Source organism: uncultured Microbacterium sp. (assembly GCF_964244775.1).
Classification (GTDB): Bacteria; Actinomycetota; Actinomycetes; order Actinomycetales; family Microbacteriaceae; genus Microbacterium.
This window is the reverse complement of the sequence record NZ_CAXTJR010000014.1, coordinates 29,388-56,132: the sequence shown is the minus strand read 5'-3', so window position 1 is coordinate 56,132 and position 26,745 is coordinate 29,388. Positions and strand designations below refer to the sequence as shown.

Below are 26,745 nucleotides of genomic sequence, written 5' to 3'. Positions count from 1 at the left end.
GGCTAACTCCCTCGGTAGGTCGAATAGGCGAACGGGCTCAGCAGGATGGGCACGTGCAGGTGACGCTCCGCATCTTCGACGGTGAAGGTCACCGTGATCAGGGGGTAGAACGTCGGTGTTCCGCGGTCGGCGAAGTAGGCGCCGGTACCGAAGGTCAGCGCGTACATGCCGGCATCCAGAGTCTCGGGTCCGAGGGCGAGCCGGCCGTCGGCGTCGGTGAAGCCCTGGGCGATGCCCTCAGTGCCGCCGCCCGGAAGATGCCGGGCGAGAGAGGCGACGACGTTCACGGCGGGGCTGCCCGTCGTCGCGTCCAGGACGTGGGTGGTCAGATGCGTCATGACGGCATTCTCGCGCTCGTCGGGTCGGCAGCGCTCGGCGTGATCGCCGATCGCAGCCTGAGCACGGCGATCTCGGCGAGCTGGCCGGCCGCTTCGATCGCCTCGGCGGCGTCTGGGTTGCCGAGCCGGCGCTCGAGTTCGGCGAGCATCTCTTCGGGCGAGCGCCCCGCGGCGCGAATCAAGAAGACCCGTCCGAACCGCTCCTCGTACGCGATGTTGCCGGCAGCCAGGCGCGCGGCGACGTCGTCGGTCGCGTCGGCCATCGACGATTGTTCGGATCGGGATGCTGCCGCCTCCGCCCCGGATCCTTCGACCTTCCCGCCGATCCGCGGGTGGTGCGCGAGGGCGATGTCGAGGTCGTCTCGCGTCCAGGCCTGCGCGAGTTCGGCCGCTTCAGCCGCGAGGGCATCGACCGAGGGATAGGGCCGACCGCCGACCACCCCGTCGATCCACGCGGGGATCGCCGCCCAGACGCCGACGAGTGCGGCCGCGGTCGCGGCATCCGCGGCATTGAAGTCGTCGAGCTCCATCAGCTCACGGTAGCGCCGCCGCATTTCCCCCCGGTTACGGCTGCCGCCCCGCGTGAGCCGGCGATGCCCGCGGAGATCTCGATACGCTCGCAAGCTCGCTACTCGATCACCGCAAAACGTAACCCGGCCGAAACGGTGATGAGCGAACCTAGAGGAACCGAGCAAGGGGAAGACCGTGGCATCCAGCGAGTCATTGACGATCATCCGCGCGGCGCGCACGTGGGTCGATGGCGCATTCCGCCCCGCCGCCGTGCTCATTCGAGACGGCCGGATCGCCGATGTGCTCGACGCACGGGCGAAGGTCTCGGGCGCCGAGAAGATCGATGTACCCGACGATGCCGTGCTGCTGCCCGGCCTCGTCGACTCGCACGTGCACGTGAACGAACCGGGCCGCACCGAGTGGGAGGGGTTCCGGTCGGCGACCCTGGCTGCTGCCGCCGGCGGCGTCACGACGATCGTCGACATGCCCCTGAATTCGCTGCCGCCCACCACGGCGGCCGAAGCGCTCGCGGTCAAGAGGGCCGCGGCCGCACCGTCGGCGTTCATCGACGTGGGCTTCTGGGGTGGGGCGGTGCCCGAGAACCTGGGCCGGCTCGCGCCCCTGCACGAGGCCGGGGTGTTCGGGTTCAAGTGCTTCTTGTCACCGTCAGGCGTCGACGAGTTCGGGCATCTCGACCGTGCGCAGCTCGGAGAGGCGATGGAGGAGATCGCCGCCCTCGGCTCGCGCATCATCGTGCACGCCGAAGACCCGGCGCTGCTCCACGACAACGGTGCACTCGGCCGCGGCTACGACGCTTTCCTGCAGTCGCGACCGGCCGAGAGCGAGGCATCCGCAATCCATTCGGTGATCGACGAGGCACGGCGCACCGGCACACGCGCGCACATCCTGCACCTCAGTGACGCGCACTCGCTGCCCGCGATCCGCGCCGCAAAGGCCGAGGGCATCGCGCTCACCGTCGAGACGTGCCCGCACTACCTGACGATCATCGCCGAAGAGATCCCCGACGGGGCGAGCGAGTTCAAGTGCTGCCCGCCGATCCGCGGCTCCGCCAACCGTCACCTGCTCTGGGAGGGCGTCGTCGACGGCACGATCGACGCGATCGTCAGCGATCACTCGCCCAGCACCGTCGACCTCAAGCGTGCGGGCGGCGGCGACTTCGGTCTGGCGTGGGGCGGGATCGCCGGACTCCAGGTCGGCCTCTCGGCGGTGTGGACCGAGGCGCGCGGTCGCGGCATCCCGCTCGAACGCATCCTGCCGCTTTTCACGACCGGACCAGCCGCCGTCGCCGGCATCGCCGGCGCCGGGGTCATCGAGATCGGCGCGCCCGCCCACCTCATGGCGTTCGGCATCGACGACCCGCTGCTGATCGACGCGAAGCGGCTGCTGCACAAGAACCCGATCACCGCGTACGACCACCGGCAGCTCACCGGTCGCGCCCGCCGCACCTGGCTGCACGGGCTGTCGATCTACGACATCGCATCATCTGAAGAGGCAGCACCTGGAGCGGCAGTGGGCGGCGCCGGCGAGGCCCCGCACTTCCGCGGCGCCCCCGGCGGGCGCCTCCTGTCGGCACAAGTGCCGGCGAGCGCATGATGTCCCGCAATGCACCCTCGACGTTCGCAATGCACCCTCGCCGAGGGTGCATTGCGAGAACCGAGGGTGCATTGCGGGAACCGAGGGTGCATTGCGGGAACCGAGGGTGCATTGCGAGAACCGAGGGTGCATTGCGAGAACCGAGGGTGCATTGCGAGAGCCGAGGGTGCACTGCGAAAACCGAGGGTGCACTCCACACCGCGACCCCGATGCACTTGGATGGGACCATGCCGACCGACTTCGCGATCCTGCAACCCGGCACCGGCGCGCTTCCGGGTGACCACTACCTCCCGTCGAGCACCGAGACGGTGATGTGGGGACGGCTGCCGTGTGGAGCGGATGCTCCGGCCCTCACGATCGCGTCCGGCCAGACCGTGACGATCGACACCGTGAGTCATGAGGGCATCCTCGAAGACCACGGCAAGGACCCGCTCGCGTACTTCACGTCACAGGGTGTGGACGCGGCATCCGTCCTCCGCGACGCGATCCAGATCGCCGCAGGGCTTTCGCGCGACCCGGCGACCGACGGCCCGCACGTCGTGACCGGGCCGATCTTCGTCGAGGGTGCGCAGCCCGGTGACCTGCTGAAGATCACGGTCGAGACGCTCGTGCCGCGGGTGCCGTACGGCGTGATCTCGAACCGGCACGGCCGCGGGGCGCTGAAGGGCGAACTGCCCCGCGGCGATTACCACGTGAGTGTGTTCACCCCCGTAGAGGAGCGCGACGGAGCCCTGTTCGGCCTGCTGCCGATCATCGACGACGGCGAGCGCGTCGTCGCGTTCCCGCTCGCGCCGTTCCTCGGCACGATGGGCGTCGCCGTGGCCGGTGACGAGCGCCCGCACTCGGTTCCGCCCGGCCCGCACGGCGGCAACATCGACATCAACCTGCTCGTCGAGGGCAGCATCCTCTACCTCCCCGTGCAGGTCGTGGGGGCCCTCGCCTATGTCGGCGATCCGCACTTCGCCCAGGGAGACGGCGAGGTCGCGCTCACGGCGCTCGAGGCATCCCTGCGCGCCACGCTGCGCTTCGAGGTCGTGCCTCGTGATGAGGCGCTCGCCGAGTTCGGCCCGCTCGTCGGCCCGCTCGTGCGCACCCCCGAATACCTCGTGCCCACGGGCCTCGACGAAGACCTCGACGAGGCAATGCGCAAGTGCGTGCGCGCAGCGCTGTCGCTCATCGAGGCCCGGTGGGGTCTGTCCGAGCACCTCGCCTACGCCTACCTCAGTGCCGCCACCGACTTCGACATCTCGCAGGTCGTCGACATCGTGTGCGGCGTGCACGCCCGCATCCGCGAGTCGGATTTCGCGGCCATCGACCGGGGTGCGGGCCGTGGCTGAACCCGAAGTGCGGGCGACGCCCGGCGCCGACGACATCCCGGCAGACCTGCGCGCCGCGTTCGAGGCGTACGAGCGCGCGATCATCGCGAACGATCTGGATGCTCTCGATGCGGCGTTCGCGCCGGGTGAGGGCACCCTCCGGGGTGACGCGGCAGGGCTGCTCATCGGTCACGAGCGCATCAGCGCGTTCCGCGGAGTGCGCGGGGGAGTGGCGCCGCGGGTCATCTCGCACATCGAGTACCGCCCGCTCGCCGACGACGCGGCTCTGCTGGTCTCGGTGTCGCGGTTCACCGGCGGGGGAACGGGCCTGCAGACCCAGCTCTGGCAGCGGATCGACGGCACATGGCTCATCACGGCGGCCCACGTGACTTCCCGCCCGCAGGCGCTGGATCGCTCCGTGTGGCGGACGGTCGGCGACCCGCTCTGGCAGGGCGCGTGGGAGGGGCCGCTGGCCGGACTCACCGTTGCGGTGAAAGACCTGTTCGCGATCCGGGGCTATCGAATCGGCGCGGGCAACCCGGCCTTCCTCGACGGCGCACGCGCCGAGAAGACGACCGCTCCCGCCGTGTCCGACCTCATGTCCGGCGGCGCGTCCCTGCGCGGCATCGCCCGCACCGACGAGTTCGCGTACTCGATCGCGGGCGACAACGTGCACTACGGCACCCCGCCCAACGGGGCCGTCCCCGGAGCGCTCCCGGGCGGATCCTCCAGCGGCCCCGCGTCGGCCGTCGCCACCGGCCAGGCCGAGGTCGGCCTGGCCACCGACACCGCCGGCTCGGTGCGGGTGCCGGCGTCGTACCAGGGCCTGTGGGGTCTGCGGACCACCCACGGTCTGGTCCCCCGGCAGGGGCTGCTCCCGCTCGCCCAGTCGTTCGACACGGTCGGCTGGCTCACCCGCGACGGGGCGACCATGCAGCGCGTCGTCGACTGGTGCCTGAGCTACGACGGGTCGGACTCCACCGAGAGCGTGCTTGGCGAGTCCGGCGCCGACCTGCCGTGGCGCTTCGTCGTGCCCGATGAGGTGCTCGCGCGCGTCGAGCCCGAGACGCGCGTGGCGTTCGGCGCCGTGCTCGCCGCCCTCGAGGCATCCGGCGGGGGCGGGGCGGCAGCATCCGTCTCGATCGGCGATCTCGACGGGTACTACGAGCCGTTCCGCATCGTGCAGGGCGCCGAGGCATGGCGCAACAACGGCGAGTGGATCAGCGCGCACCCCGGTGCGGTCGGCGCCGCAGTGGCCGAACGATTCCGTATCGCGGCCGCCGTCACGCCGGAGCAGGAGGCCGCAGCACGCGCCGAGCTCGTCGTGCTGCGCGCGCGCATGGAGACCGTCGTCGCCGACGCGGTGCTGATCATGCCGACGGTGCCGGGGCCGGCACCGATGCGCACGTCGCGGGGCGAGAGAGTGGATGCTGTCCGCCAGGCGACCCTGCGCATGACCACCCCCGCGGCGATCGGGGGTCTCCCGTCGATCTCGGTGCCGCTGATGACCGTCGACTCCAACCCCGGCGCGGCTCTGGTCGGCGCGACTCGGGGCGGCGCGGCCCCCGTCGGGCTGAGTCTCACCTCGCGCTCCGGCACCGACATCGCCCTCGTGCGCTTCGCGCGCCGCCTCCACGACCTTCTTCAGGAGCTGTCATGACGATTCCCGGGCCCATCGACCCGCCCGCACGCCTGCTGATGGGCCCGGGCCCGATCAACGCCGACCCGCGCGTGCTGCGCGCGATGTCGGCGCAGCTCGTCGGTCAGTACGACCCGGCGATGACCGACTACATGACCGAGACGCAGGAGCTCTACCGGGGGGTGTTCGCGACCCGGAACGACGCGACGGTGCTCATCGACGGCACGAGTCGTGCGGGCATCGAGGCGGCGATCGTCTCGCTCGTCCGCCCGGGCGACCGCGTGCTCGTGCCGATCTTCGGCCGGTTCGGCCATCTGCTCTCCGAGATCGCCGAGCGCGCGATGGCCGAGGTGCACACGATCGAGGTTCCGTGGGGGCAGGTGTTCCCGGCATCCGTCGTCGAAGAGGCGATCGCGCGCGTGAGGCCCACCCTGCTCGCCCTCGTGCAGGGCGACACCTCGACCACGATGAACCAGCCGCTCGACGAGATCGGCGAGATCTGCGCCCGCCACGGCGTGCTCTTGTACACCGACGCGACCGCCTCGCTCGGCGGCAACCCGTTCGAGGCCGACGCGTGGGGAGTGGATGCGGCGACAGCCGGCCTGCAGAAATGCCTCGCCGGCCCCTCGGGATCGGCGCCGATCACCCTGTCGGAGCGCGCGGTCGAGGTCATCTCATCGCGCAAGAAGGTCGAGGCGGGCATCCGCGAGCCCGGTGATGTCGACGCGCCCGACTTCGTGCGCTCGAACTACTTCGACCTCGGCATGATCCTGGACTACTGGGGCCCACGTCGCCTCAACCACCACACCGAAGCCACGACGATGCTCTATGGCGCCCGCGAGTGCGCGCGCATCCTCCTCGAAGAGGGGCGGGATGCCGTCATCGAGCGCCACCGCGTCGCCGGAGCCGCGATGCTGGCCGGCGTGCAGGGGCTCGGGCTCTCGGTCTTCGGCGACATCGCGCACAAGATGAACAACGTCGTCGCCGTGGAGATCCCGCACACGGTGGTCGGCGACGCGGTGCGCGCATCGATGCTGCTCGACTTCGGCATCGAGATCGGCACGTCGTTCGGACCCCTCCACGGCAAGGTCTGGCGCATCGGCACGATGGGCGTGAACGCCCGCAAGGATGCCGTGCTCCAGACCCTCGCCGCCCTGGAGTCGGCGCTGCGCCGTGGCGGAGCATCCGTTCCCACCGGTGGCGGAGTGGATGCCGCCATCGACGTCTACGGAGGCGTCGATGTCTAGGATCGCGTGATGGCGGTTCGGCTGCAGGGACTCGCGCCCGATCACTTCGCGATCGCGTCGCGTCGGGTGATGGCGCGCTGCGAAGAGCTCGCGCGGGTCACGGCGACGCCGGGCGAGATCGAGCGCGTGTACCTCTCTCCCGAGCACGCGCGCGTCAACCGCCTCGCGGCGGAGTGGATGCGCGAGGTCGGGATGACGACGAGACAGGATGCCGCGGGCAACCAGGTCGGCCGGCTCGATGCTTCTCTCCAGTCGTCGAGCGAGGCCGCGGAGTTCGAGGGACCGGCCCTGATGCTCGGCTCGCACCTCGACACCGTGCCCGACGCCGGTCGCTTCGACGGCATCGTCGGGGTGCTCATGGCCCTCGAGGTCGTGCGGATCCTCCGGCCGCTGATCGACACGCTGCCTTTCGCGATCGAGGTCGTCGCGTTCTCCGACGAGGAGGGCACCCGCTTTGGCAAGGCGCTGCTGGGCTCGTCGGCGGTCGCGGGATCGTGGAACGACGAGTGGTGGACCCTCGAAGACGCCGACGGCACCACTCTGCGTCAGGCCTTCCTCGAGTTCGGCCTCGACCCCGGCCGCATCGGCGAGGCCGCCCGGCGGCCCGATGAGCTGGTGGGCTACCTCGAGGCCCACATCGAACAGGGGCCCGAGCTCGACCGTCGCGGCGAATCGCTCGCGGTTGTCTCGTCGATCGCCAGCGCCCGGCGCTTCCAGCTGTCTATCGAGGGCGAGGCCCGCCACGCCGGCGGCACGCCGTACGACCTGCGGCATGACGCGCTGCTCGGGGCGAGCGAGGCGGCGCTCGCGGTCGAGCGCATCTGCCGCGCCGAGCACCACATCATCGGCACGGTCGGTCAGCTGGAGGCATTCCCCGGCGCCGTGAACATCATCCCCGGCGAAGCGCGGATGAGCCTGGACCTCCGCGGCGAATTCGATGGCGCGCGCGACCGCGTCTGGAACGAGATCGAGCGCGAGCTCGACGAGATCATGGGGCGCCGCGGCCTGCGCTGGCGCGCGCACGAGATCCACAATGCGCCCGCCGTGCTGTGCGCTCCGCTCCTGCAGGACGTCGTACGCGAGGGCATCGTCTCCACGCTTCCTCGGGGCGCCGCCGCGCCCGCGTCGATCTTCAGCCGCGCCGGGCACGACGGCATGGCGATCGGCGCGATCACCGACGTCGGGATGCTGTTCCTCCGCAACCCCGACGGCATCAGCCATCATCCAGACGAGTCGGTGAGTGCGGGCGACGTCGCGGTCGGCATCCGAGCCCTGGCCGAGTCGGTGCTGCACCTGGCTGCCGAGCCCGCCTGACCGGGGCTCGTGCCGCGGCGTACCCCGGCGGATCTCGATACGCTCGCTGGCGCTCGCTACTCGATCACCGCGGCAGTACGCTCGCTCTCGATCACCGCGGCTGAACACGGACCACCTTTTACGCCCAGGAAACATCCGGGCACGTGTTGGCGAAATCTCCGTCGCCTACCGTCAGGATCATCCGCTTCGCCGAGCCCCGCAGGCGTGCGCGCACATCCACCCGATGCATCACAGCTCCTGGAGACACCGCACATGACTCTTCCTTCCTCCCGGCGCACCAAGCGCCTCGCGACCGTCCTCGCGACCGTCGCTGTCGCCGCCATCGCCCTCGCGGGCTGCGCATCGGGCAGCAGCTCGAGCACCTCCGCATCCTCCGCCGGGGCATCCGCCGGCTTCGGCGACCTCACGGTCCAGCTCAGCTGGATCAAGAACGAAGAGTTCTCAGGCGAGTTCTTCGCCGATTCCGCGGGGTACTACAGCGACGCCGGCTTCGACTCGGTGACGCTCGTCCCCGGTCCGTCGACCGGTGCTGCCGAGCTCATCTCCGGGAGTGCGGATATCGCGCTGTCGGATGCTGTGTCCATCGGCTCCGTCGTCTCGTCCGAGGGTGCGCCGCTGAAGATCATCGGCACGACCTACCAGAAGAACCCGTTCACCGTGCTGTCACTGAAGGGCGGTGGCAACATCGCAACCCCCGCGGATCTGAAGGGCAAGAAGATCGGCGTGCAGGACTCGAACACGGCACTGTTCAAGGCGCTTCTGGCCGCGAACGGAATCGCCGAATCCGACCTCACGATCGTGCCGGTCCAGTACGACCCGGCGCCGCTCCTGAACGGTGAGGTCGACGGCTTCATCGCGTACCTGACCAACGAGGCCATCACGGTCGCCGCGTCCGGTGTCCAGACGACGAACCTGCCGTTCGCCGACAACGGCCTGCCCTTCGTCGCCGAGACGATCACGACCACCGACGACATGATCGCGAACAACCGCGACGCGCTCAAGGCGTTCCTGGTCGCCGAGATCAAGGGGTGGACCGACGCGGTCAAGGATCCGGCCGCCGGCGCGAAGCTCGCCGTCGACGTCTACGGCAAAGACCTCGATCTGAACCTGGACAACTCGACCGCCGGCGCCAAGGTGCAGGCAGAAGACCTCGTCACCTCGGATGAGACCAAGACCAATGGGCTCTTCACGATCTCGGACACGCTCCAGTCCGAGACGGTCAAGAGCCTCGCCGGTGCGGGGATCACGCTCAAGGCATCCGACCTGTTCGATCTTTCGCTCCTGGACGAGGTGTACCAGGAGAACCCCGATCTGGTCGCGTACGCGGGCTGATCGGATACCCGACGATGTCGCAGCCCACTCTCACGACGGGCTCTGCCCAGGGCGATGCCCTGGGCACCGGCCTGCAGATCTCGGGTCTGAACAAGGTCTTCACTTCAGGCCGCAAGAGCGTCGTCGCACTCAAAGACGCCGATCTGCACACCGAGCAGGGATCCTTCCTCGCCCTGCTCGGCCCGTCGGGCTGCGGCAAATCGACCATCCTCCGCATCCTCGCGGGCCTGGAGTCGGCCACGAGCGGTACCACGCGCGTCGACGGCAAAAGCCCGAAGGAACTCCGCAAGGCGAACAAGCTCGGCATCGCCTTCCAAGACTCGGCGCTCCTGCCGTGGCGGAGCGTGATGACCAACATCCGCCTTCCGTTCGAGATCGCCGGCCAGCCTGTCGACAAGCACTACGTCGACGACATGATCTCGCTGGTGGGTCTGAAAGGCTTCGAGAAGGCCAAGCCCGCCCAGCTCTCCGGAGGCATGCGCCAGCGCGTCTCGATCGCGCGGTCGCTCATCCTCAAGCCCGAGGTGCTGCTGTTCGACGAGCCGTTCGGCGCACTCGACGACATGACGCGGCAGAAGCTCAACCTCGAGCTGCTGCGCATCTGGACCGAGAAACCCGCGACGACCCTTCTGGTGACGCACGGCATCTCGGAGGCGATCTTCCTCTCCGACTATGTGGCGGTCATGAGCCCGCGTCCGGGCCGGATCAAGGAGGTCATGACGATCGACCTGCCGCGTCCGCGCACACCCGAGATGATGCGGACGCCGGAATTCCATGCGTATGTGGACCAGGCATCCGAACTGCTCTTCGGAGAGGGCGGAGCGGCGACCGATGACCACTGAGGTCGCGCCGGTCGCGCCGCCCGGCCAGGGTCCGGGGCCGCAGCGGCCGCGGACGATCGTCTGGCAAGACATCACGCTGCCCGCATGGGTCACGGGTGTCATCGGCGGCGTCCTGATCGTGCTCCTGTGGTGGGTGATCGCGGAAGTGTTCGTCACCTCGACGGGCGCGCATCCGATCCCCACCCCGCTCGCCGTCCTCATGACGTTCGTCGACAACGGATTCGCCTACTACTGGCGCAACTTCGTGGTGACCATCACCGAGGCCGGCATCGGTTACCTCTGGGGCAACGGCATCGCCCTCATCCTCGCGGCGGTGGTGCTGGTGGTGCCGCGCCTGGAGGGCCTCGCGATGCAGCTCGCGATCATCACGTACTGCATTCCGATCGTCGCGGTCGGGATGCTGGCGATCGTCGTGATCCCGGCACCCGGTGTCGGCCAGCCCAGCGGTACGGCCATCCTGCTGGCCGCTCTCTCGGTGTTCTTCACCACGGTCGTCGGGGCTCTCCTCGGGCTCAAATCCGCCGATCGCTCGAGCCTCGACCTCATCACCGTCTACGGCGGGAGCAGCTTCACGCAGCTCGTCAAGGTGCGCCTGATCGCGGCCCTGCCCGCCATCCTGAACGCGCTGCAGATCGCCGTGCCGGCCGCCTTCCTCGGGGCGGTGCTCGGCGAATTCTTCGGGAAGATCGAGGTCGGCGTCGGCATCGCGATGATCCTGGCGCAGCAGAACTCCAATGCGCCGCTCGTCTGGTCGCTCGCGCTCGCCAGCGGCGCGGTCGCCCTCGCCGGCTTCGCACTGATCGGGCTGGTCGCGCGCGGGATCGCGCCGTGGTCGAAGGGGCAGTCCGCATGACCACGTTGACCGCTGCCCACGAGATGCAACTGGCCGCTCCCGCCGCGGCCGATCTGAGCCGCGACGTGCGCAAGGCCGCGACCCGGGGTGTGCTGACGGCCCTGGGCTGGAGCGTACTCACCTTCGTCCTGACGCTGGTGGCCGCGACCGCCCTCTGGGTGGGCGTGCTCTGGGTCTTCCAGATCTCTCCGCTCATCGCCAAGGGGCCGATCGATGTCTGGCGCTACTTCTTCGTCGTGCCGGCGGCCGCGGAGAACCGCGCGCTGATCATGGGAAACCTCGCGGTCACGCTCGGCGACGCGGCGATCGGATTCATCGCGGGCCTGCTGGCCGCGCTCATCGGGGCCGCAGTGTTCCAGCTCAGCAAGGGCATCGAGAACGCGCTGATGCCGGTCGCGATGCTGCTGCGCTCGGTGCCGCTGATCGCGATGGCCCCGGTGATCATCATGATCTTCCAGCGCGGCTGGGTGACCGTCGCCGTAATCGGCGGCATCGTCGTGCTGTTCCCGGCCCTGGTGAACATCTCGTTCGGCCTCAAGTCGGCCTCGACGCAGATGAACGACCTTGTCGAGGTCTACGGCGGGGGGTCGTGGTCGAAGCTCAACAAGGTCGCGATGCCGTCATCGCTCCCGGCGTTCTTCGCCGCGGTGCGCATCTCTGTGCCCGGCGCGATCACCGGTGCGCTGCTGGCCGAATGGCTCGCGGTCGGCGGCGGCATCGGCGGGTCGATCGGCGGCTTCATCCCGCAGGCGCAGTTCACGGCGCTGTGGGCCTCGGTGGTCGTGGTCACCGCCACCTCGCTCATCCTCTACAACGTCATCCAGATCGTCGAGGACGTCGTGCTGGCCCGCATGGGCATGCACCCGCAGAAGAACCTGTAGCGGAGCGGGGTTGTTCGTCGGTCCGGGGGGTCTCGGTACGCTCGCTGGCGCTCGCTACTCGACCCCCGCGGTTCTGCGGTGATCGAGTAGGCGCGCCAGCGCCTGCCCCGGCGGTGATCGAGTAGGCGCGCCAGCGCCGTATCGAGATCCGGGCCCGCGTAGTACGTCGGTCCGGGGGGTCTCGGTACGCTCGCTGGCGCTCGCTACTCGACCTCCGCCGGGGGCGCTGGCGCTCGCTACTCGACCTCCGCCGGGTGCCGGGCGGCCGCGGCCCGCCACACGCGATCGCGCGAGAACGGCTGCTCGTACGGCCGTGCCCCGAGAGCGCGCGCGATCGCGTTGCCCAGCGCCGGAGCGACGGGGTTGTACGGCGATTCGCTCATCGACTTCGCGCCGAACGGACCGAGGTCGTCGCTCGTGTCGGCGAAGTACACCTCCGTGTCGGGGATGTCGGCGAACTGCGGCACGCGATACGTGCGGAAGACCGGGTTCAGCACCCGCCCGTCTCCGCCGATCATGACCTCTTCGTAGAGCGCGCTGCCGATTCCCTGCGCGACCCCGCCTTCGACCTGCCCGAGCGCCTGCGCGGGATTCATGACGAAGCCGGCGTCGGAGGCGTGGACGGACTGGAGGATGCGGACCGTGCCGGTCGCAGCATCCACCGCCACTCGGAACGCCTGCACGTCGAAGGCCAGCGATCGCAGGTCGCCGTACTCGCTGCCGTCGGCGGTCAGCCCGTTCCGGTCGATGAACTGGGGCGGGGCGGCGGCGACGATCTCGTCGAAGCCGACGAGGCGCACAGCCGTCCGGACGCCGTCGGCTTCCAGGCGCGCGTCCGCGGCGGGGGTGGCGGTGAGCGCGGCGGCGGTGTGCAGCATCCGCTCTCTCAGCACCAGGCATGCCGCGTGCAGTGCCTTGCCCGCGACCGTGATGCCGGCCGAGGCGAAGGCTCCGGTGTCGTGGCGGACGGCGTCGGTGTCGGCGTTGTGGAGTTCGAGCCGGTCGAACGAGGCGGAGAGGACGGATGCCGCGATCTGGCGGTGCACGGTCGAGGTGCCGTTGCCGAATTCTGCCGTGCCGACGCCGAGCAGGAACGTGCCGTCGGGGCGCAGGGTCGCGGTGGTGTGCGCGATGTGGCCGCGCGGAGCCATCGTCGCGATCATCGCCACCGCCATCCCCTCGCCGATCGCCCAGCCCGGCGGCGCCTCGACGCCGTTGCCGCGGCGCAGGGCCGCGTCGGCGAGGTCCAGGCACTGGTCGAGGCCGTAGCTGCCCCACACCAGGTCTTCCTCGTACTTGTCGTCCTCGTCGTGCAGCCGATCGCCCTCGCGTACGGCGTTGCGGCGCCGCAGTTCGAAGGGATCGATGCCGAGCTCTTCGGCCAGCATGTCCATGGCCGACTCGACGCCGAGGATCACCTGCCCGAGCCCGTATCCGCGGAACGCCCCGGACGGCACGTTGTTCGTGTAGACGGCTTCGGCGTCGATCCGGCGCACGGGGCAGCGGTACAGCATGGTCGATTCGGCGACGCCGTGGAACATCACGCCGATCGCATGGTTGCCGTAGGCGCCGGTGTCGCTCAGCACGTCGACCTTCATCGCGGTGAGGACTCCGTCGGTGGTTGCGCCGAGTGTGACGCTCACGCGCATCGGATGCCGCACCGACGCCCGCTGGAACTCTTCGGTGCGCGAGTACTCGAATGCCGCCGGGCGGCCGGTGCGGAGCACCGCGAGGGCCACGAGGTCTTCGGTGAAGATCTCCTGCTTGCCGCCGAAACCCCCGCCGACCCGCGCCGCGTACACGCGGACCTTCTCTCGATCGAGGTCGAAGATGCGGGCGATCTCGTCGCGGGTGAGGAACGGCACCTGGGTGCTCGAGCGGATGACGAGCCGCCCGTCGTCGTCGAGCCACCCGACCGAGCCGTGCGTCTCGAGCTGCGCATGCGAGACGCGCGAGGTCTGCCACGTGCCGCCGACCGTGACGGGGCTCGCACGGAGCGCGATGTCGATATCGCTGCCGTCGTCGGCCCCGTTGCCGTCATGGAGCATCGCGACGACGTTGCGGGATGCGTCGGCCACCCGATCTTCGGGAGTCCGGTCGGGGTGCAGCAGGGGTGCGCCGGGCGTGCGCGCAGCCTCGGGGTCGAAGACCCCCGGCAGCACCGTGTAGTCGATCTTGACCAGGCGCCCCGCCTCTTCTGCTGCCGCGGCGGTCTCGGCGACGATCGCCACGACGCGCTGACCGACGAAGCGGACCGTGTCATCGAGCATCCTCGTGTCGTCGGGATCGTCTTCCCGATGCTCGTGACGTCCGGTGGAGTAGCGCCCCGCGGGGACGTTCTCATGCGTGTAGATGTCGACGACCCCCGGCACGGCCCACGCGGCGGTCGTGTCGATGCTCGTCACACGCGCGTGCGCGTGCGGCGACCCGACGACGCGGATGATGAGGGCCCCGGGCACGGGCTCGTCGAACGTGTAGGGCTCGAGGCCCTGCACGATGCGGCGGGCCGCCGGGGGGGAAACCGATCGGCCGACGCCGTCGGCGTTCCCTGTTCCCGAGCCTGTCGCGGTCCCTGAGCCTGTCGCGGTCCCTGAGCCTGTCGCGGTCCCTGAGCCTGTCGAAGGGTCATATCCCTCGCCGGTCTCGCGCACCGGCCCGAGCACCGACTGCGTGATCGCCGCACGGATCGGCCGGTACCCGGTGCAGCGGCAGAGGTTTCCCTTCATCCGCCGATCGAGTCTCGGCAGGTCTTCGGCGCCGAGAGTCGAGGCCGTCACGCTGATGCCTGCCGTGCAGAAGCCGCACTGGAAGCCGAAGTGCGCGACCAGGGCCTCCTGCACCGGGTGCAGCTCGTCGGTGGGCGCGAGCCCTGCCGCTGTGGTCACCGAGCGCCCCTCGAGCCGCACGGCCGGGATGATGCACGAGTGCACCGGCTCGCCGTCCAGGAGCACCGAGCACGCTCCGCAGTCGCCGGCGTCACAGCCCTTCTTGACCTCGGTGTGCCCGTGCTCGCGGAGCAGTGTGCGCAGGCATTGGCCCGGCGCCGGCTCGGCCTCGACGGTTTCGCCGTTCACATCGAACCTCATGCCGAATCCTCGAGCTCTGTGCGCAGTGCCTCGGCCAGCGCGATGCTCACCGCGCGGCGCCAGTCGGCGGGACCGAGCGGATCGGTGTAGTAGCCGGATGCTCCGCCCACCGCGGCCGCCAGGGTCGCAGCATCCGGAATCCCGGCGAAGCGCAGCACCTGTGGGGTGAGGGTCGCGGCGGTGATGACGAACGTGGTGGCGCCGTCGTCGTCCTGACGGGCGGTGAGGACCGCGCCTGACCGGCCGAGCTCGGCGAGAGCGATCTTGCGGAGCCGGGCACGAGAGCGGAGCGCGGCGGCGGGCAGCTCGATGGCCCGGAGGGCTTCGCCGGGTGCGAGCACATTCGCGGCGTCGCCGGTGGGGAAGTCGGCGACATCGACACGGCGCTCGCTGCCGTCGGGGCACCAGATCACGGCCACTCCGTCGAGGCCGGCCGTCAGCGAGATCATCGCGCCGGCCGCGAACGTGCGGCACAGGTTGCCGCCGACCGTGGCGGTGTTCCAGATCTTGAACGATGCGAGCAGGGCATCGGCCGCGTCAGGGACGATGTCGAGGGCGATCCACTCGGCGGGGCGAGATGCAGCATCCCCCGTCTTTTCGCCCTTCGACCAGGCCAGGAGGCGGGCGATCGTGCACGTGGCGCCGATGCGGAGCCCGGCGTCGGAGACCTCGATGTCGGGCCAGCCGAGTGTCGTGAGGTCGACGAAGCCGGTGGTCGCGGGCTGCGGCTCGCTCATGAGCCACGTGCCGCCGGCGATGAACACCTCGCCCGGTGCGAGCGCGAGGTCGTCGCGCGTCCGCGCGGCGCGGAAGCTCGTCACGGTGTTGATGTCCATGCGTGCCTCCCTTCCGCCGCTCCAGTCAGTCAATCAAACCGCGGTTTCCGCGGTGTTTCGGCCGTTCGGCTCGGATCCCTGTGTCACAACTCCGCCTCAGAATCTGTCGCATCGACGCAGGCCCGCATGGTCTCGCCGATACGCACCCCCCGCAGACCGCGCCCAGGCGGAGTTGTGGCACAGTGCCCGCGCACACCCTGGTCGCAGCCCGGTCACAGTCGCGCGGCGAGCTCGCGCGACGCGGCGGCGACCTCTTCGGCCACGACCTGCTCTTCGGCGGTCACGAGTTCGGACTCGTGCACCACGACGCGCCCGTTCACGAACAGCCGGGCCAGCGGCGGCAAGGCGCCGAGCCCGAGGGCGGCGACCGGGTCGAGGATGCCGGCATGCTCGACAGTGTCGATCCGCCAGACGGCGATGTCGGCGAGCTTGCCGGGCTCGAGCGAGCCGATCTCGCGCTCGCGCCCCAGCACCCGGGCACCGCCCATCGTGGCGATGCGCAGGCCCGTGCGGACGCTGAACGAGTCCGACCCGGTCTTGAGCCGGCCCATCAGCACGGCCTCGCGGAGCTCGACCCCGAGCTGCCCCGACTCGTTCGACGCGGCCCCGTCGACTCCGAGCCCGACCGCGACCCCGGCGCGCAGCAGATCGCGCACCGGCGCGATTCCCGACGCGAGCCGGGCGTTGGACGACGGGCAGTGCGCGACGCCCGTACCGGTGGCGGCATATCTCGCGATCGCCGGCTCATCGAGGTGCACGCAGTGCGCCATCCAGACGTCCGAGCCGAGCCAGCCGAGGTCTTCCAGATACTGCGTCGGGCTCTTGTCGAATCGCTCGAGGCAGTACGCGTCCTCCTCCATCGTCTCGGACGCGTGGGTGTGCAGCCGGACGCCGAGCGAGCGGGCGAGCAGCGCCGACTCGCGCAGCAGATCGGCCGTGACCGAGAACGGGGAGCACGGCGCGAGCGCCACGCGGGCCATCGAGGCGAAGGACGGGTCGTGGTAGGTCTCGACGGCGACACGGGATGCCTCGAGGATCGCGTCGGTGCTCTCCACGGCGAAGTCGGGCGGGAGCCCGCCCTGCGACCGCCCGAGATCCATCGAGCCGCGCGTGGCGTGCAGCCGCAGGCCGATGCGCTCGGACGCCTCGACGATCGACCCGACGATATCGCCCGACCCCTTCGGGAAGATGTAGTGGTGGTCGCCCACGGTCGTGCAGCCCGATCGCGCCAGCACCGCCATCGCGCCGGCCGCGCCGGCGCCGGTCAGGCGCGCGTCGATCCGCGACCACAGCGGATACAGGGCGGTGAGCCAGTCGAACAGGATCGCATCCTGCGCGTAGCCGCGGGTGAGCCACTGGTACAGGTGGTGGTGGGTGTTGACCAGGCCCGGGGTGACGAGGCATCCGCGACCTTCCACGATTTCGGCGCCGTCGCGCCACTCGGCGGGCGCCGGCCCTGCACCCACGGCGGCGATCGTCTCGCCTTCGATGACGACATAGCCGGTCGGATGCTCGGACTCGGCCGCGTCGACCGTCGCGATGTAGGCGCCCGCGATGATCGTACGAGCCATGTCAGAGCTCTTGTTCGCTGCGCCAGAACCCTGCGTGCACGGCCACCGCTTCGGGCAGCGGCACCGGGCCGACGACGTCGATCGAGCGGCCGCCGCGTGCGAAGACCTCGCGGCACGGCAGCGCGAGGGTCGGGATGCCCTCCTGTGCGTCGACCATCTGGATCAGCTCGAACTCGGCCAGCGCGTAGACGACACGGCCGATGCCCGACCAGTAGATCGCTCCCGCGCACATCGCGCAGGGTTCGGTGCTCGTGTAGAGAGTGGATGCTGTCAGCACCGACGGCGCAAGCGCTGCGGCCGCGAGGCGCACCAGGTTCGTCTCGGCGTGGCCCGTCGGGTCGGTGGCGCTGACGACCGAGTTCAGGCCCTCGACGATCGTGCCGTCGGGAGTCACGACGATCGCGCCGAACGGGTGGTCGCCGCGTTCTCGTGCCGCGCCCGCGAGTGCGATGGCGTGGCGGAGATGCGCGCGATCGATCGCGGCCGATTCGACGGCGTGAGAGGTCATCGCAGGGCTTCAGGGGTGAGCGCCGAGTCGGGCGCGCACGAGCGGTCGACAGGCGTCGCGCGGTGCACGGCGCCCGACAGATCGCGGAGCGCGAGGCCGGTGCCGCGGTGACGTGCGGCGATGATCTCGGCGAGCACCGAGATCGCCGTCTCGTCGGGAGTCGTGCCCTGGAGGTCGAGGCCGAGCGGCGAGTGCAGGCGAGCGAGACCGGCGTCATCGACACCCGACTGCCGCAGCAGCTGTGCGCGTCTCGCGGCCGTTGCGCGCGACCCCATCGCCCCGACGAAGCCGATCGGCAGACTCAGCGCGATCCGCAGGGCGGGCACGTCGAGCCGCTCGTCATGGGTGAGCACGCACACCGCGGTGCGCTCGTCGAGCTCATCGAGGGGGATGCTGCGCAGATGCTCGTGCGGAAGGCCGGCGACGAGCCGGTCGGCGTCGGGGAAACGCTCGCGGGTGACGAGGAGCTCCCACGGATCGCATACCGTGACCGCGAATCCGGCGGCGGAGGCGACCCGGCAGAGGGCCGCGGCGTGGTCAGCGGCGCCGGCGATGATCAACCGCGGACGCGGCAGGTGGGCGATGACGACCACGTCGGATCCATCGTATGCCGCAAGAAGCATGCCGCCGGTGGCTACCGCTGATTCGTCGAGGGGGAGGCGCTCCGGCAGAACGAGTGAACCCGGGTTCGACCCGCTGCAGGTCACGCCGATCGTGATCCGCCGGTCGGCGGCGGCCAGTTCGAGGGTCGAGAGCGCCGCGGAATCGGCAGGATCGATCCGGTACACGACGACGTCGATCGAGCCGCCGCAGGCCAGCCCCGCGGCGTGCGCCGCTTCATCGCTGAACCCGAATCGTGCCGTGCGCCCGACGCCGTCGCGCAGCACGGCGTGCGACAGCAGCACGGCATCGCCCTCGACGCATCCTCCCGAGATCGAGCCGATCACGCGCCCGTCCGCCGCCACGGCCATCGATGCGCCCACCCCGCGCGGAGCGCTGCGCGGCACCGCGGTGATGGTCACGACGGCCACCGCGCTCCCGGCGCGCAGCACCGGGAGCAGTTCAGACGCGAGATCGAGCATCCCGTCACGTTACCCGGACCGTGTTTCCTGCGCGCTACGCGGGGATGATTCCTGGCCGCCACAACGGACCGCCGCGGGCCGTCACGGCTACGCTCGATGCTCGTGGAGGCTCCTCGGCTGTGCGGACTCGTGCTCGCCGCCGGGGCGGGCACGCGGTTCGGTGGGCCGAAGGCGCTCGCGCGGTCGGCGGACGGCACGCCGTGGGTGCATGCGGCCGTGCGGATGCTGCGCGCCGCCGGCTGCGCGGAGGTGCTGGTCGCTCTGGGTGCGGGTGGCGACGAGGCGGCCGCGCTCGTGCCCCCGGACGCGACGATCGTGCGGGTCGCGGACTGGGCCGATGGGCTCTCGGCAACCCTGCGTACAGGCCTCGCGGCGGCGGAGTCTTCGGCGGCGGACGCGGTGGTCATCACCCCGGTCGACACTCCCGCCGCACCCGCGGCGGCGGCGGTCCGGGTGATCAGCCTCGCCGGGGCGCGGGCAGGTCTCGCTCAGGCGATGTACGACGGCGAGCCGGGGCATCCGGTGTTCATCGGCCGCGACCACTTCGCCGCCGCGGCGGCGTCGCTCTCGGGCGACCGCGGGGCCGGGCCGTACCTGCGTGCGCACGGAGCGCTCGCGGTCGAGTGCGGCGACCTCTGGTCGGGCGCCGACATCGACCACGACCCCGGTCTCAACCGCCGATGACGACGTTCAGCGGCGGCTCACCCGCCAGCGCCCGCTCGATCTGGGTACGCACGAGGCGCGCGATGCGCGGCCGCATGGCGGTGGATGCTCCACCGACGTGCGGGGCGATGAGCACCCCAGGGAGGCTCCAGAGCGGGTGGCCGGCCGGGAGCGGCTCGGGATCGGTGACATCGAGCGCGGCGCGGATCCGGCCCCGCTCGATGTGTGCGACGAGGGCATCGGTGTCGATGAGCGAGCCGCGGCCGACGTTGACCACGAGTGCGCCGTCGGGGAGGGCGCTGAGCGCGGCGTCGTCGATGATGTGCGCGGTGGCGTCGCCGCCCGGCAGGCTGACGATCAGGATCTCGGCCGCCCCCAGCAGGTCGGGCAGCTCGTCGACGGCGTGCACCCGCATCCCGTCCTCGTCGCGTGCGCGAGAAGCGACCGCCGTGAGCTCGACCTCGAAGGGCGCCAGGCGCGCGGCGATCGCCTTGCCGACGCCGCCGTAGCCGAGCAGCAGCACCCGGCGGTCGGCGAGGCTGGTCGCGAAGTCCGGCGCCCAGCGGCCCTCGTCCTGCGCGTGGACGTAGTCGGGCAAGTGGCGCTGCGAGGCCAAGGTCAGGGCCACCGCCAGCTCGGCCGTCGAGGTCTCGTGCACCGTCGCGGCGTTGGCGAACACCGTCCCGTCCGGAAGGGCCGCCTCAACGCCTTCGTACCCGATCGACTGGCTCTGCACGAACCCGACGTCGACACCGGCCAGGCGCGAGACGGCGGTGCTCATGCTCATGTACGGCGGCACCACGATGTCGATGCGATCGCGGGGCGCGGGGCCCTCGAGGGCCCACACGTGCAGCTCGACGCCGTCGGGCAGAGCACCGAGGTCGGAGGCGAGCTCTTCGGTGGGGACGGATACGACGAGTTTCGGGATGCCGGAGGTCACCCTTTCACGCTACCCGCGACTGGCGAAGGTCAGGCGGCGGCGCCCACCACCGCGGCGATCGCCGAGGTGAAGAACCCCAGCCCGTCGGTGCCCGAGCGCATCGCGGCGGCCGTGTCGGGCCCGAAGCCTTCTTCCACCGCGTGCTCGGGGTGCGGCATGAGTCCCACGACGTTGCCGCGCTCGTTGGTGAGCCCGGCGATGTCGTCGAGCGACCCATTCGGGTTGACGCCCACGTACCTGAAGGCGACGAGGCCTTCGGCTTCCACGCGGGCCAGGGTCTCGGCATCCGCGATGTAGCCGCCGTCGGCGTTCTTCAACGGAACCACGATCTCTTGACCGACCTCGAACTCCGAGGTCCAGGCGGTCGAGGCGTTCTCGACGCGAAGCCGCTGGTCGCGGCGGATGAACTGCTGATGGGCATTGCGGATCAGGCCGCCCGGGAGCAGATGTGCCTCGACGAGCATCTGGAAGCCGTTGCAGATCCCGAGGATCGGCATGCCCTTGGCCGCAGCATCTTTCACTTCGCTCATGATCGGCGCGAGGGCGGCGATCGCGCCGGCCCGGAGGTAGTCGCCGTAGCTGAAGCCGCCGGGCAGCACGAGGGCATCGACGCCGTCGAGGTCGTGCGCGCCGTGCCAGAGGGCGACGGGTTCGGCGCCGCCGATGCGGATCGCGCGCTGCGCGTCGCGGTCATCGAGCGACCCGGGGAAGGTGATGACGCCGATACGGGCGGTCACTCCACGACCTCGATGCCGATCACGTCTTCGATCACCGCGTTGGAGAGGATCTCGTCGGCGATCTCGCGGGCCTTGGCGAGGGTGTCTTCGCCGACGGGGCCGTCGACGGTGAGCTCGAAGCGCTTGCCGATGCGGACGGAGGTGAACTGGTCGACTCCGAGCCGCGCGAGCGCCCCAGAGACCGCCTTGCCCTGGGGGTCGAGCAGCTCGGCCTTGGGCATGACGTCGACGACGATGGTGGCCATGAGAACGCTCCGGATGTCGCGGGCAAGGGGTGTCCGTCCATCCTACGGCCGCGCCCCCGGCACGCCCCGACCATCCTTCGAGATGTTCACGAGGGGACGTGACCGAACCGTGACCCCGCTCGTGAGAGCGCTTCCTTGACTTCATGGGAGCGATCCCATAGCGTGACTGCTCGTCCGGTGAGAGCGCTCCCATGCCTAGGTCGAGGTCCTCGATCGAAGCACAGCGCGATGCACGGGGCGCACCGCACCACCCCCACACCACAAAGGAGTGACCGTGAAATCACGCGCACTGCAACGGACCGCCATGGTGGCGGCCGTCGCATCCATTTCCGCCCTCGTCCTCGCGGGCTGCGCCTCCGGCGGCAGCTCGACCCCGACGGCCGACCCGAACAAGCCGGTCACCCTGACCGTCTCCACCTTCAACGACTTCGGTTACACGCAGGAACTCGTCGACCAGTACACGAAGCTCCACCCGAATGTGACCGTCGAGCTCACCAAGGCGGCCACGTCCAACGACGCCCGCGCGAACTACTTCCAGAAGCTCGGCAAGTCGGGCCTGGCCGACATCGAGGCCATCGAGGTCGACTGGCTGCCCGAGGTCATGAAGTACTCCGACCTCCTGGCCCCCGTGCCCGCAGACCTGAAGAGCCGCTGGCTCGACTGGAAGACCGCCGCTGCCACCGACACGGCCGGCAACCTCATCGGCTACGGCACCGACATCGGGCCCGAGGGCATCTGCTACCGCTCCGACCTGCTCGCGGCCGCCGGCCTGCCGAGCGACCGCGACTCGGTCGCGAAGCTCTTCGAGGGCGACTGGTCGAAGTACTTCGAGGTGGGCGACAAGTACACCGCCGCCACCGGCAAGGCCTTCTTCGACTCCGCCGGAGGCACTTACCAGGGCATGATCAACCAGGTCGAGGCCGCGTACGAAGACCCCAAGACAGGCGACATCACCGCCACGACCAACCCCGAGGTCAAGGACATCTACGACCAGGTGCTCAAGGCCAGCGCGACGCAGTCGGCACACCTCGGCCAGTGGTCGGACGACTGGATGGCGGGTCTGTCCAACGGCGCCTTCGCCACGATGCTCTGCCCCGGCTGGATGCTCGGCGTCATCTCGGGCAACGCCAAGGACGTCACCACGTGGGACATCGCGAACGTGTTCCCCAACGGCGGCGGTAACTGGGGCGGTTCGTACCTGACCGTCCCCGCCAACGGCGCGAACGTCGCGGCCGCGCAGGAGCTGGCCGACTGGCTGACCGCCCCCGCGCAGCAGATCACGGCGTTCACCAACGCGGGCACGTTCCCGAGCCAGAACGACGCACTCACCGACCCCACGCTGCTGGATTCGACCAACGCGTACTTCAACAACGCCCCGGTCGGCCAGATCCTCTCCGACCGCGCGAACGCGGTCACGGTTGCTCCGTTCAAGGGTGCGTTCTACTTCCAGATCAACGACGCCATGCAGAAGGCCCTGACCCGTGTCGAAGACGGCACGCAGGACGCCACTGCTTCGTGGGACCAGTGGGTCTCTGAGGTCGGAACGATCAAGTAGCAGATCGGATGCCGCGGGCCTGGGCCTCTCCGGGCCCGCGGCGTCCTTCTGCGTTTTGAGCGAGCGAAGCGAGACGGAACGAAGCCCGTGCGCGACAAGCGAGGAACCCCGTGACAACGACAATGCAACCGCCCGCCGCGAGGGCGGCGACTCCCGATCAGGCCCCTCGCCGGCCCAAGCGGATCGGCTTCAGCCAGCGCCGCAGTGCGTGGGACTTCAAGCTCGCGCCCTACCTGTACATCTCGCCGTTCTTCCTCCTCTTCATCGTGATCGGGCTGTTCCCGATCGCGTACACCGCGGTCATCTCGTTCATGGACTGGGACCTCGTCCGCGGCCGCGGCACCTTCATCGGGTTCGACCAGTACATCTACGTGCTGACCAACCCCAAGTTCTGGATCGCGCTGCGCAACACGTTCAGCATCTTCCTGCTGTCCACGATCCCGCAGCTGATCCTGGCCATCTTCATCGCCGCGATGCTCGACCAGAACATCCGCGCCAAGACGTTCTGGCGCATGGGCGTCCTCGTCCCCTACGTCATGGCGCCCGTCGCAGTGGCCCTCATCTTCAGCAACATGTTCGGCGACCAGTACGGGATCGTGAACACGTGGCTCGGTGACATCGGGCTCGGCCCGGTCAAGTGGCACAGCGACGCTTTCGCGAGCCACATCGCCATCGCCACGATGGTCAACTTCCGCTGGACGGGTTACAACACCCTGATCCTCCTCGCCGCGATGCAGGCGATCCCGCGCGACTACTACGAGGCCGCGGCGATCGACGGGGCGAACAAGTTCCGCCAGTTCCTCTCGATCACCGTCCCGAGCCTGCGTCCCACCCTCATCTTCGTGATCGTCACCTCGACCATCGGCGGGTTGCAGATCTTCGACGAGCCCCGCATGTACGACCAGTACGGCACCGGCGGCGCCGATTCGCAGTGGCTGACGATCACCCTCTGGCTCTACAACATCGGCTGGGGCGAGTGGAACTTCGGCCGGGCTGCGGCCCTGGCCTGGATCCTGTTCCTGATCATCCTGGTCATCGGAGTCATCAACCTGTTCGTCACGCGCGGGCTCGTCCGCGATGAGGGCACCCGAGGGGCGCACCTCTCGCGCCGCGACCGAAGGGCGGCGGCGCGCAGAGCGCAGGAGTCCGTGGCAGCGGATGCCGCGGCATCCGCTCACCGAAACCGAGAGGAGGCGGCGCGATGAGCTCCGTCACCCGCGTTCCGTTGCACGTCGACGACGATCAGATTCCCGGCGAAGAGAAGCGCCGGTCGCGCAGGATCAAAGGCAGCCGCCCCGGCTGGTTCGTGTACGGCTCGCTCGGCGTCGTCCTCGCCGCCGCGCTCTTCCCCTTCTACTGGTCGTTCCTGATCGGGTCGGGCGACTCGTCGACGATCCGCGACCCCAACATGTCGTGGCTTCCCGGCGGCAACTTCATCGCGAACGCCGTGTCGGTCATGAACGACCCGGCCGTGAACTTCTGGCCGGCACTGTGGAATTCGATCTACAGCTCCGCGCTCATCGCACTGTCGGTCGTCTTCTTCTCGACGCTGGCCGGCTGGGCGTTCGCCAAGCTGCGCTTCCGCGGCAGCCGCTGGCTGCTGGTGTTCGTCGTCGCGACGATGGCCGTGCCGATGCAGCTGGGTGTCGTGCCGCTGTACATCCTGTTCAGCGACCTCGGCTGGACCGGCCAGATCGGCGCGATCATCGTGCCCGCCCTGACGAGCGCCTTCGGCGTCTTCTGGATGACCCAGTACCTGCAGCAGGCCGTTCCTGACGAGCTCCTCGAGGCGGCCCGCGTCGACGGGGCGAGCGCCTTCCGTACGTTCTGGACGGTCGGCGTCACCGCCGCGCGACCCGCGGCCGCGATGCTGGGTCTGTTCACCTTCGTCTCGGCATGGAACAACTTCTTCTGGCCGTTCATCGTGCTCGACCGCTCCAACCCGACACTGCCGGTGGCGCTGTCTCTTCTGCAGTCGAACTACTTCGTCGACTACTCGATCGTGCTGGCCGGCGTGCTGCTGGCCACCATCCCCCTCCTCATCCTGTTCGTCTTCGTCGGCAAGCAGCTCGTCAGCGGGATCATGGCCGGGGCGGTGAAGGGATGACCTCGATCGCCGGCGCGCTGCAGACCGTGACCGAAAGGACGACCTCCGTCGCGCCATCCTCGCCGCGCTCGTTCCCGCCCGGATTCCTGTTCGGCGCGGCGACCGCCGCGTACCAGATCGAAGGCGCCGCGCACGAGGACGGCCGCCGCGACTCGATCTGGGATGCATTCAGCCGGGTGCCGGGCGCCGTGATCAACGGCGACAACGGCGACGTCGCGTGCGATCACTACCACCTGTACCGAGACGATGTCGCGCTCATGAAGAGCATGGGCCTGCAGACCTACCGGTTCTCGACCTCGTGGTCGCGCGTGCGGCCGGACGGCGGGCGGATCAACCCCGCCGGGATCGACTTCTACAAGCGCCTGACCGACGAGTTGCTGGATGCCGGCATCCTGCCCTGGCTCACGCTCTACCACTGGGACCTCCCGCAGGCGCTCCAGGAGCGCGGCGGCTGGACCAACCGCGAAACCGCCGAGCTGTTCACCGAGTACGCCCTCGACATGCACGATGCTCTCGGCGACCGCGTCAACGTGTGGACGACGCTGAACGAGCCGTGGTGCTCGTCGTTCCTCAGCTACACCGCCGGCGTCCATGCGCCCGGTCACTACAGCACCACCGAGGGGATGCTCGCCGCCCACCACCTGCTGCTCGGTCACGGCCAGACGGTCACGGAGCTGCGCGCGCGCGACTCGTCGCTCGAGCTGGGCATCACGCTCAATCTCACGGTGGCCGACCCCGCCGACCCGACCGATCCCGCCGACGTCGCCGCAGCGCGCAAGATCGACGGGCGCTTCAACCGATGGTTCCTCGACCCCGTGTTCCGCGGCGAGTACCCCGCCGACGTCATCGACGAGATCAGGGCGGTGGATGCTGCGGCCGTCGATGCTCTGGAAGCCGCCGTCCACCCCGGCGACCTCGAGGTCATCTCGACCCACATCGACGCCCTCGGCGTGAACTACTACCACGGCGAGCTCGTCGGCGCCCGGCCGCCGGCCACCCCCGCCCGCAGCGGTGAAGCTCCGACCGACCGGGCCACAGCATCCCCGTTCCCGGCATCCGACGGCATCCACTCGTACGATCGCGGGCTCGCTCAGACGGCGATGCACTGGGACGTTCAGCCCGAAGGACTCACGCGCCTGCTCAGCCGGGTGTGGGAGGAGTACGCAGCCCCGGCCGGCACCGTCCTGCTCGTCACCGAGAACGGCGCCGCGTACGACGACGAGCTCGTCATCGAGGACGGCGAGAAGCGGGTCCACGATGCGGATCGCACCGACTTCCTGCGGGCGCATCTGGGAGCGATCCTGGATGCCGTCGACGCCGGCGTCGATGTGCGCGGTTACTTCTACTGGTCGCTGCTGGACAACTACGAGTGGGCGTGGGGGTACGAGAAGCGGTTCGGCATCGTCCGAGTCGACTATGAAACTCAGGAGCGCACGCTCAAAGACAGCGGGCGCGAGTATCGTCGCATCATCACGGATCGGGCGCTGAATGTGAGCCCGACCTCGGCGAGGTAGAGCCCTTGGGGGCGG

The 26,745-nt window shown here is 69.8% G+C and carries 24 protein-coding genes; 14 read left to right on the top strand and 10 right to left on the bottom strand.

Annotation, left to right across the window (positions count from 1 at the left end):
• Window positions 1-2: 2 nt before the first annotated feature.
• Entirely contained in the window at window positions 3-338 is a 336-nt protein-coding gene (uraH, locus tag ACFE6Z_RS15800) for a hydroxyisourate hydrolase (protein WP_375386662.1), read from the bottom strand.
• Window positions 335-868 carry a 2-oxo-4-hydroxy-4-carboxy-5-ureidoimidazoline decarboxylase gene (uraD, locus tag ACFE6Z_RS15795; RefSeq protein ID WP_375386661.1) on the bottom strand — a complete coding sequence of 178 codons (534 nt, stop codon included), beginning with the start codon at window positions 866-868 and terminating at the stop codon, window positions 335-337. Before uraD ends, uraH begins: the two co-directional genes overlap by 4 nt.
• Window positions 869-1,043: 175 nt before the next feature.
• Between uraD and allB the strand changes: the two genes are divergently transcribed.
• From allB to ACFE6Z_RS15750, 9 genes are all read left to right on the top strand, one after another.
• Window positions 1,044-2,462, top strand: coding sequence for an allantoinase AllB (allB, locus tag ACFE6Z_RS15790; RefSeq protein WP_375386660.1), 1,419 nt, complete (start codon window positions 1,044-1,046; stop codon window positions 2,460-2,462).
• Window positions 2,463-2,689: 227 nt separating this feature from the next.
• On the top strand, window positions 2,690-3,799 hold the full coding sequence (locus ACFE6Z_RS15785) for an acetamidase/formamidase family protein (RefSeq protein WP_375386659.1): 1,110 nt from the start codon (window positions 2,690-2,692) through the stop codon (window positions 3,797-3,799).
• Window positions 3,792-5,438 carry an AtzH-like domain-containing protein gene (locus tag ACFE6Z_RS15780; protein ID WP_375386658.1) on the top strand — a complete coding sequence of 549 codons (1,647 nt, stop codon included), beginning with the start codon at window positions 3,792-3,794 and terminating at the stop codon, window positions 5,436-5,438. Before ACFE6Z_RS15785 ends, ACFE6Z_RS15780 begins: the two co-directional genes overlap by 8 nt.
• On the top strand, window positions 5,435-6,664 hold the full coding sequence (locus ACFE6Z_RS15775) for a pyridoxal-phosphate-dependent aminotransferase family protein (protein ID WP_375386657.1): 1,230 nt from the start codon (window positions 5,435-5,437) through the stop codon (window positions 6,662-6,664). Before ACFE6Z_RS15780 ends, ACFE6Z_RS15775 begins: the two co-directional genes overlap by 4 nt.
• A gap of 9 nt (window positions 6,665-6,673) precedes the next feature.
• Entirely contained in the window at window positions 6,674-7,978 is a 1,305-nt protein-coding gene (locus tag ACFE6Z_RS15770; RefSeq protein ID WP_375386656.1) for an allantoate amidohydrolase, read from the top strand.
• Between the two features lie 252 nt (window positions 7,979-8,230).
• The gene (locus tag ACFE6Z_RS15765; protein ID WP_375386655.1) at window positions 8,231-9,310 is read left to right on the top strand and encodes an ABC transporter substrate-binding protein; all 1,080 of its coding nucleotides are present in this window, start codon (window positions 8,231-8,233) and stop codon (window positions 9,308-9,310) included.
• Between the two features lie 14 nt (window positions 9,311-9,324).
• A complete protein-coding gene (locus ACFE6Z_RS15760; protein WP_375386654.1) occupies window positions 9,325-10,152 on the top strand; it encodes an ABC transporter ATP-binding protein in 828 nt (275 codons plus the stop codon).
• On the top strand, window positions 10,142-11,005 hold the full coding sequence (locus tag ACFE6Z_RS15755; protein ID WP_375386653.1) for an ABC transporter permease: 864 nt from the start codon (window positions 10,142-10,144) through the stop codon (window positions 11,003-11,005). The genes ACFE6Z_RS15760 and ACFE6Z_RS15755 overlap by 11 nt, the downstream gene beginning before the upstream one ends.
• Window positions 11,002-11,886 carry an ABC transporter permease gene (locus ACFE6Z_RS15750; protein WP_375386652.1) on the top strand — a complete coding sequence of 295 codons (885 nt, stop codon included), beginning with the start codon at window positions 11,002-11,004 and terminating at the stop codon, window positions 11,884-11,886. The genes ACFE6Z_RS15755 and ACFE6Z_RS15750 overlap by 4 nt, the downstream gene beginning before the upstream one ends.
• Before the next feature lie 236 nt (window positions 11,887-12,122).
• Here ACFE6Z_RS15750 and ACFE6Z_RS15745 read toward each other — a convergent pair whose 3' ends face one another.
• The 5 genes from ACFE6Z_RS15745 to ACFE6Z_RS15725 all read right to left on the bottom strand — a co-directional run bounded on the left by ACFE6Z_RS15745 (window position 12,123) and on the right by ACFE6Z_RS15725 (window position 18,969).
• Window positions 12,123-14,972, bottom strand: coding sequence for a molybdopterin-dependent oxidoreductase (locus ACFE6Z_RS15745; protein ID WP_375386651.1), 2,850 nt, complete (start codon window positions 14,970-14,972; stop codon window positions 12,123-12,125).
• Entirely contained in the window at window positions 14,969-15,808 is an 840-nt protein-coding gene (locus tag ACFE6Z_RS15740; protein ID WP_375386650.1) for an FAD binding domain-containing protein, read from the bottom strand. The genes ACFE6Z_RS15745 and ACFE6Z_RS15740 overlap by 4 nt, the downstream gene beginning before the upstream one ends.
• Window positions 15,809-16,020: 212 nt before the next feature.
• A complete protein-coding gene (locus ACFE6Z_RS15735) occupies window positions 16,021-17,379 on the bottom strand; it encodes an 8-oxoguanine deaminase (RefSeq protein ID WP_375386649.1) in 1,359 nt (452 codons plus the stop codon).
• Window position 17,380: 1 nt separating this feature from the next.
• The gene (locus ACFE6Z_RS15730; RefSeq protein WP_375386648.1) at window positions 17,381-17,887 is read right to left on the bottom strand and encodes a nucleoside deaminase; all 507 of its coding nucleotides are present in this window, start codon (window positions 17,885-17,887) and stop codon (window positions 17,381-17,383) included.
• Entirely contained in the window at window positions 17,884-18,969 is a 1,086-nt protein-coding gene (locus ACFE6Z_RS15725) for an XdhC family protein (protein WP_375386647.1), read from the bottom strand. The genes ACFE6Z_RS15730 and ACFE6Z_RS15725 overlap by 4 nt, the downstream gene beginning before the upstream one ends.
• Before the next feature lie 102 nt (window positions 18,970-19,071).
• On the opposite strand from ACFE6Z_RS15725, the gene ACFE6Z_RS15720 reads away from it, so the two are divergent.
• Entirely contained in the window at window positions 19,072-19,653 is a 582-nt protein-coding gene (locus ACFE6Z_RS15720; RefSeq protein ID WP_375386646.1) for an NTP transferase domain-containing protein, read from the top strand.
• On the opposite strand, the gene ACFE6Z_RS15715 is transcribed toward ACFE6Z_RS15720, so the two are convergent.
• From ACFE6Z_RS15715 to purS, 3 genes are read right to left on the bottom strand one after another with little or no spacing between them, the layout of a single operon-like run.
• The gene (locus ACFE6Z_RS15715; RefSeq protein WP_375386645.1) at window positions 19,640-20,572 is read right to left on the bottom strand and encodes a 2-hydroxyacid dehydrogenase; all 933 of its coding nucleotides are present in this window, start codon (window positions 20,570-20,572) and stop codon (window positions 19,640-19,642) included. The genes ACFE6Z_RS15720 and ACFE6Z_RS15715 overlap by 14 nt on opposite strands.
• Window positions 20,573-20,601: 29 nt before the next feature.
• Window positions 20,602-21,309, bottom strand: coding sequence for a phosphoribosylformylglycinamidine synthase subunit PurQ (purQ, locus tag ACFE6Z_RS15710; RefSeq protein ID WP_375386644.1), 708 nt, complete (start codon window positions 21,307-21,309; stop codon window positions 20,602-20,604).
• Window positions 21,306-21,554, bottom strand: a complete 249-nt coding sequence (gene purS, locus ACFE6Z_RS15705) for a phosphoribosylformylglycinamidine synthase subunit PurS (RefSeq protein WP_375386643.1) — start codon at window positions 21,552-21,554, stop codon at window positions 21,306-21,308. Before purS ends, purQ begins: the two co-directional genes overlap by 4 nt.
• 274 nt (window positions 21,555-21,828) lie before the next feature.
• Here purS and ACFE6Z_RS15700 point away from each other — a divergent pair, with 274 nt between their 5' ends.
• The 4 genes from ACFE6Z_RS15700 to ACFE6Z_RS15685 all read left to right on the top strand — a co-directional run bounded on the left by ACFE6Z_RS15700 (window position 21,829) and on the right by ACFE6Z_RS15685 (window position 26,730).
• Window positions 21,829-23,109 (top strand): ABC transporter substrate-binding protein, encoded by a 1,281-nt coding sequence (locus ACFE6Z_RS15700; protein WP_375386642.1) that lies wholly within the window; start codon window positions 21,829-21,831, stop codon window positions 23,107-23,109.
• Window positions 23,110-23,219: 110 nt separating this feature from the next.
• A complete protein-coding gene (locus ACFE6Z_RS15695) occupies window positions 23,220-24,314 on the top strand; it encodes a carbohydrate ABC transporter permease (RefSeq protein ID WP_375386641.1) in 1,095 nt (364 codons plus the stop codon).
• Complete coding sequence (locus ACFE6Z_RS15690; protein WP_375386640.1) at window positions 24,311-25,216, top strand: carbohydrate ABC transporter permease; 906 nt, start codon at window positions 24,311-24,313, stop codon at window positions 25,214-25,216. The genes ACFE6Z_RS15695 and ACFE6Z_RS15690 overlap by 4 nt, the downstream gene beginning before the upstream one ends.
• Window positions 25,213-26,730: a GH1 family beta-glucosidase gene (locus ACFE6Z_RS15685; protein ID WP_375386639.1), complete on the top strand. Its 1,518-nt coding sequence runs from the start codon at window positions 25,213-25,215 to the stop codon at window positions 26,728-26,730. Before ACFE6Z_RS15690 ends, ACFE6Z_RS15685 begins: the two co-directional genes overlap by 4 nt.
• Window positions 26,731-26,745 lie beyond the last annotated feature (15 nt).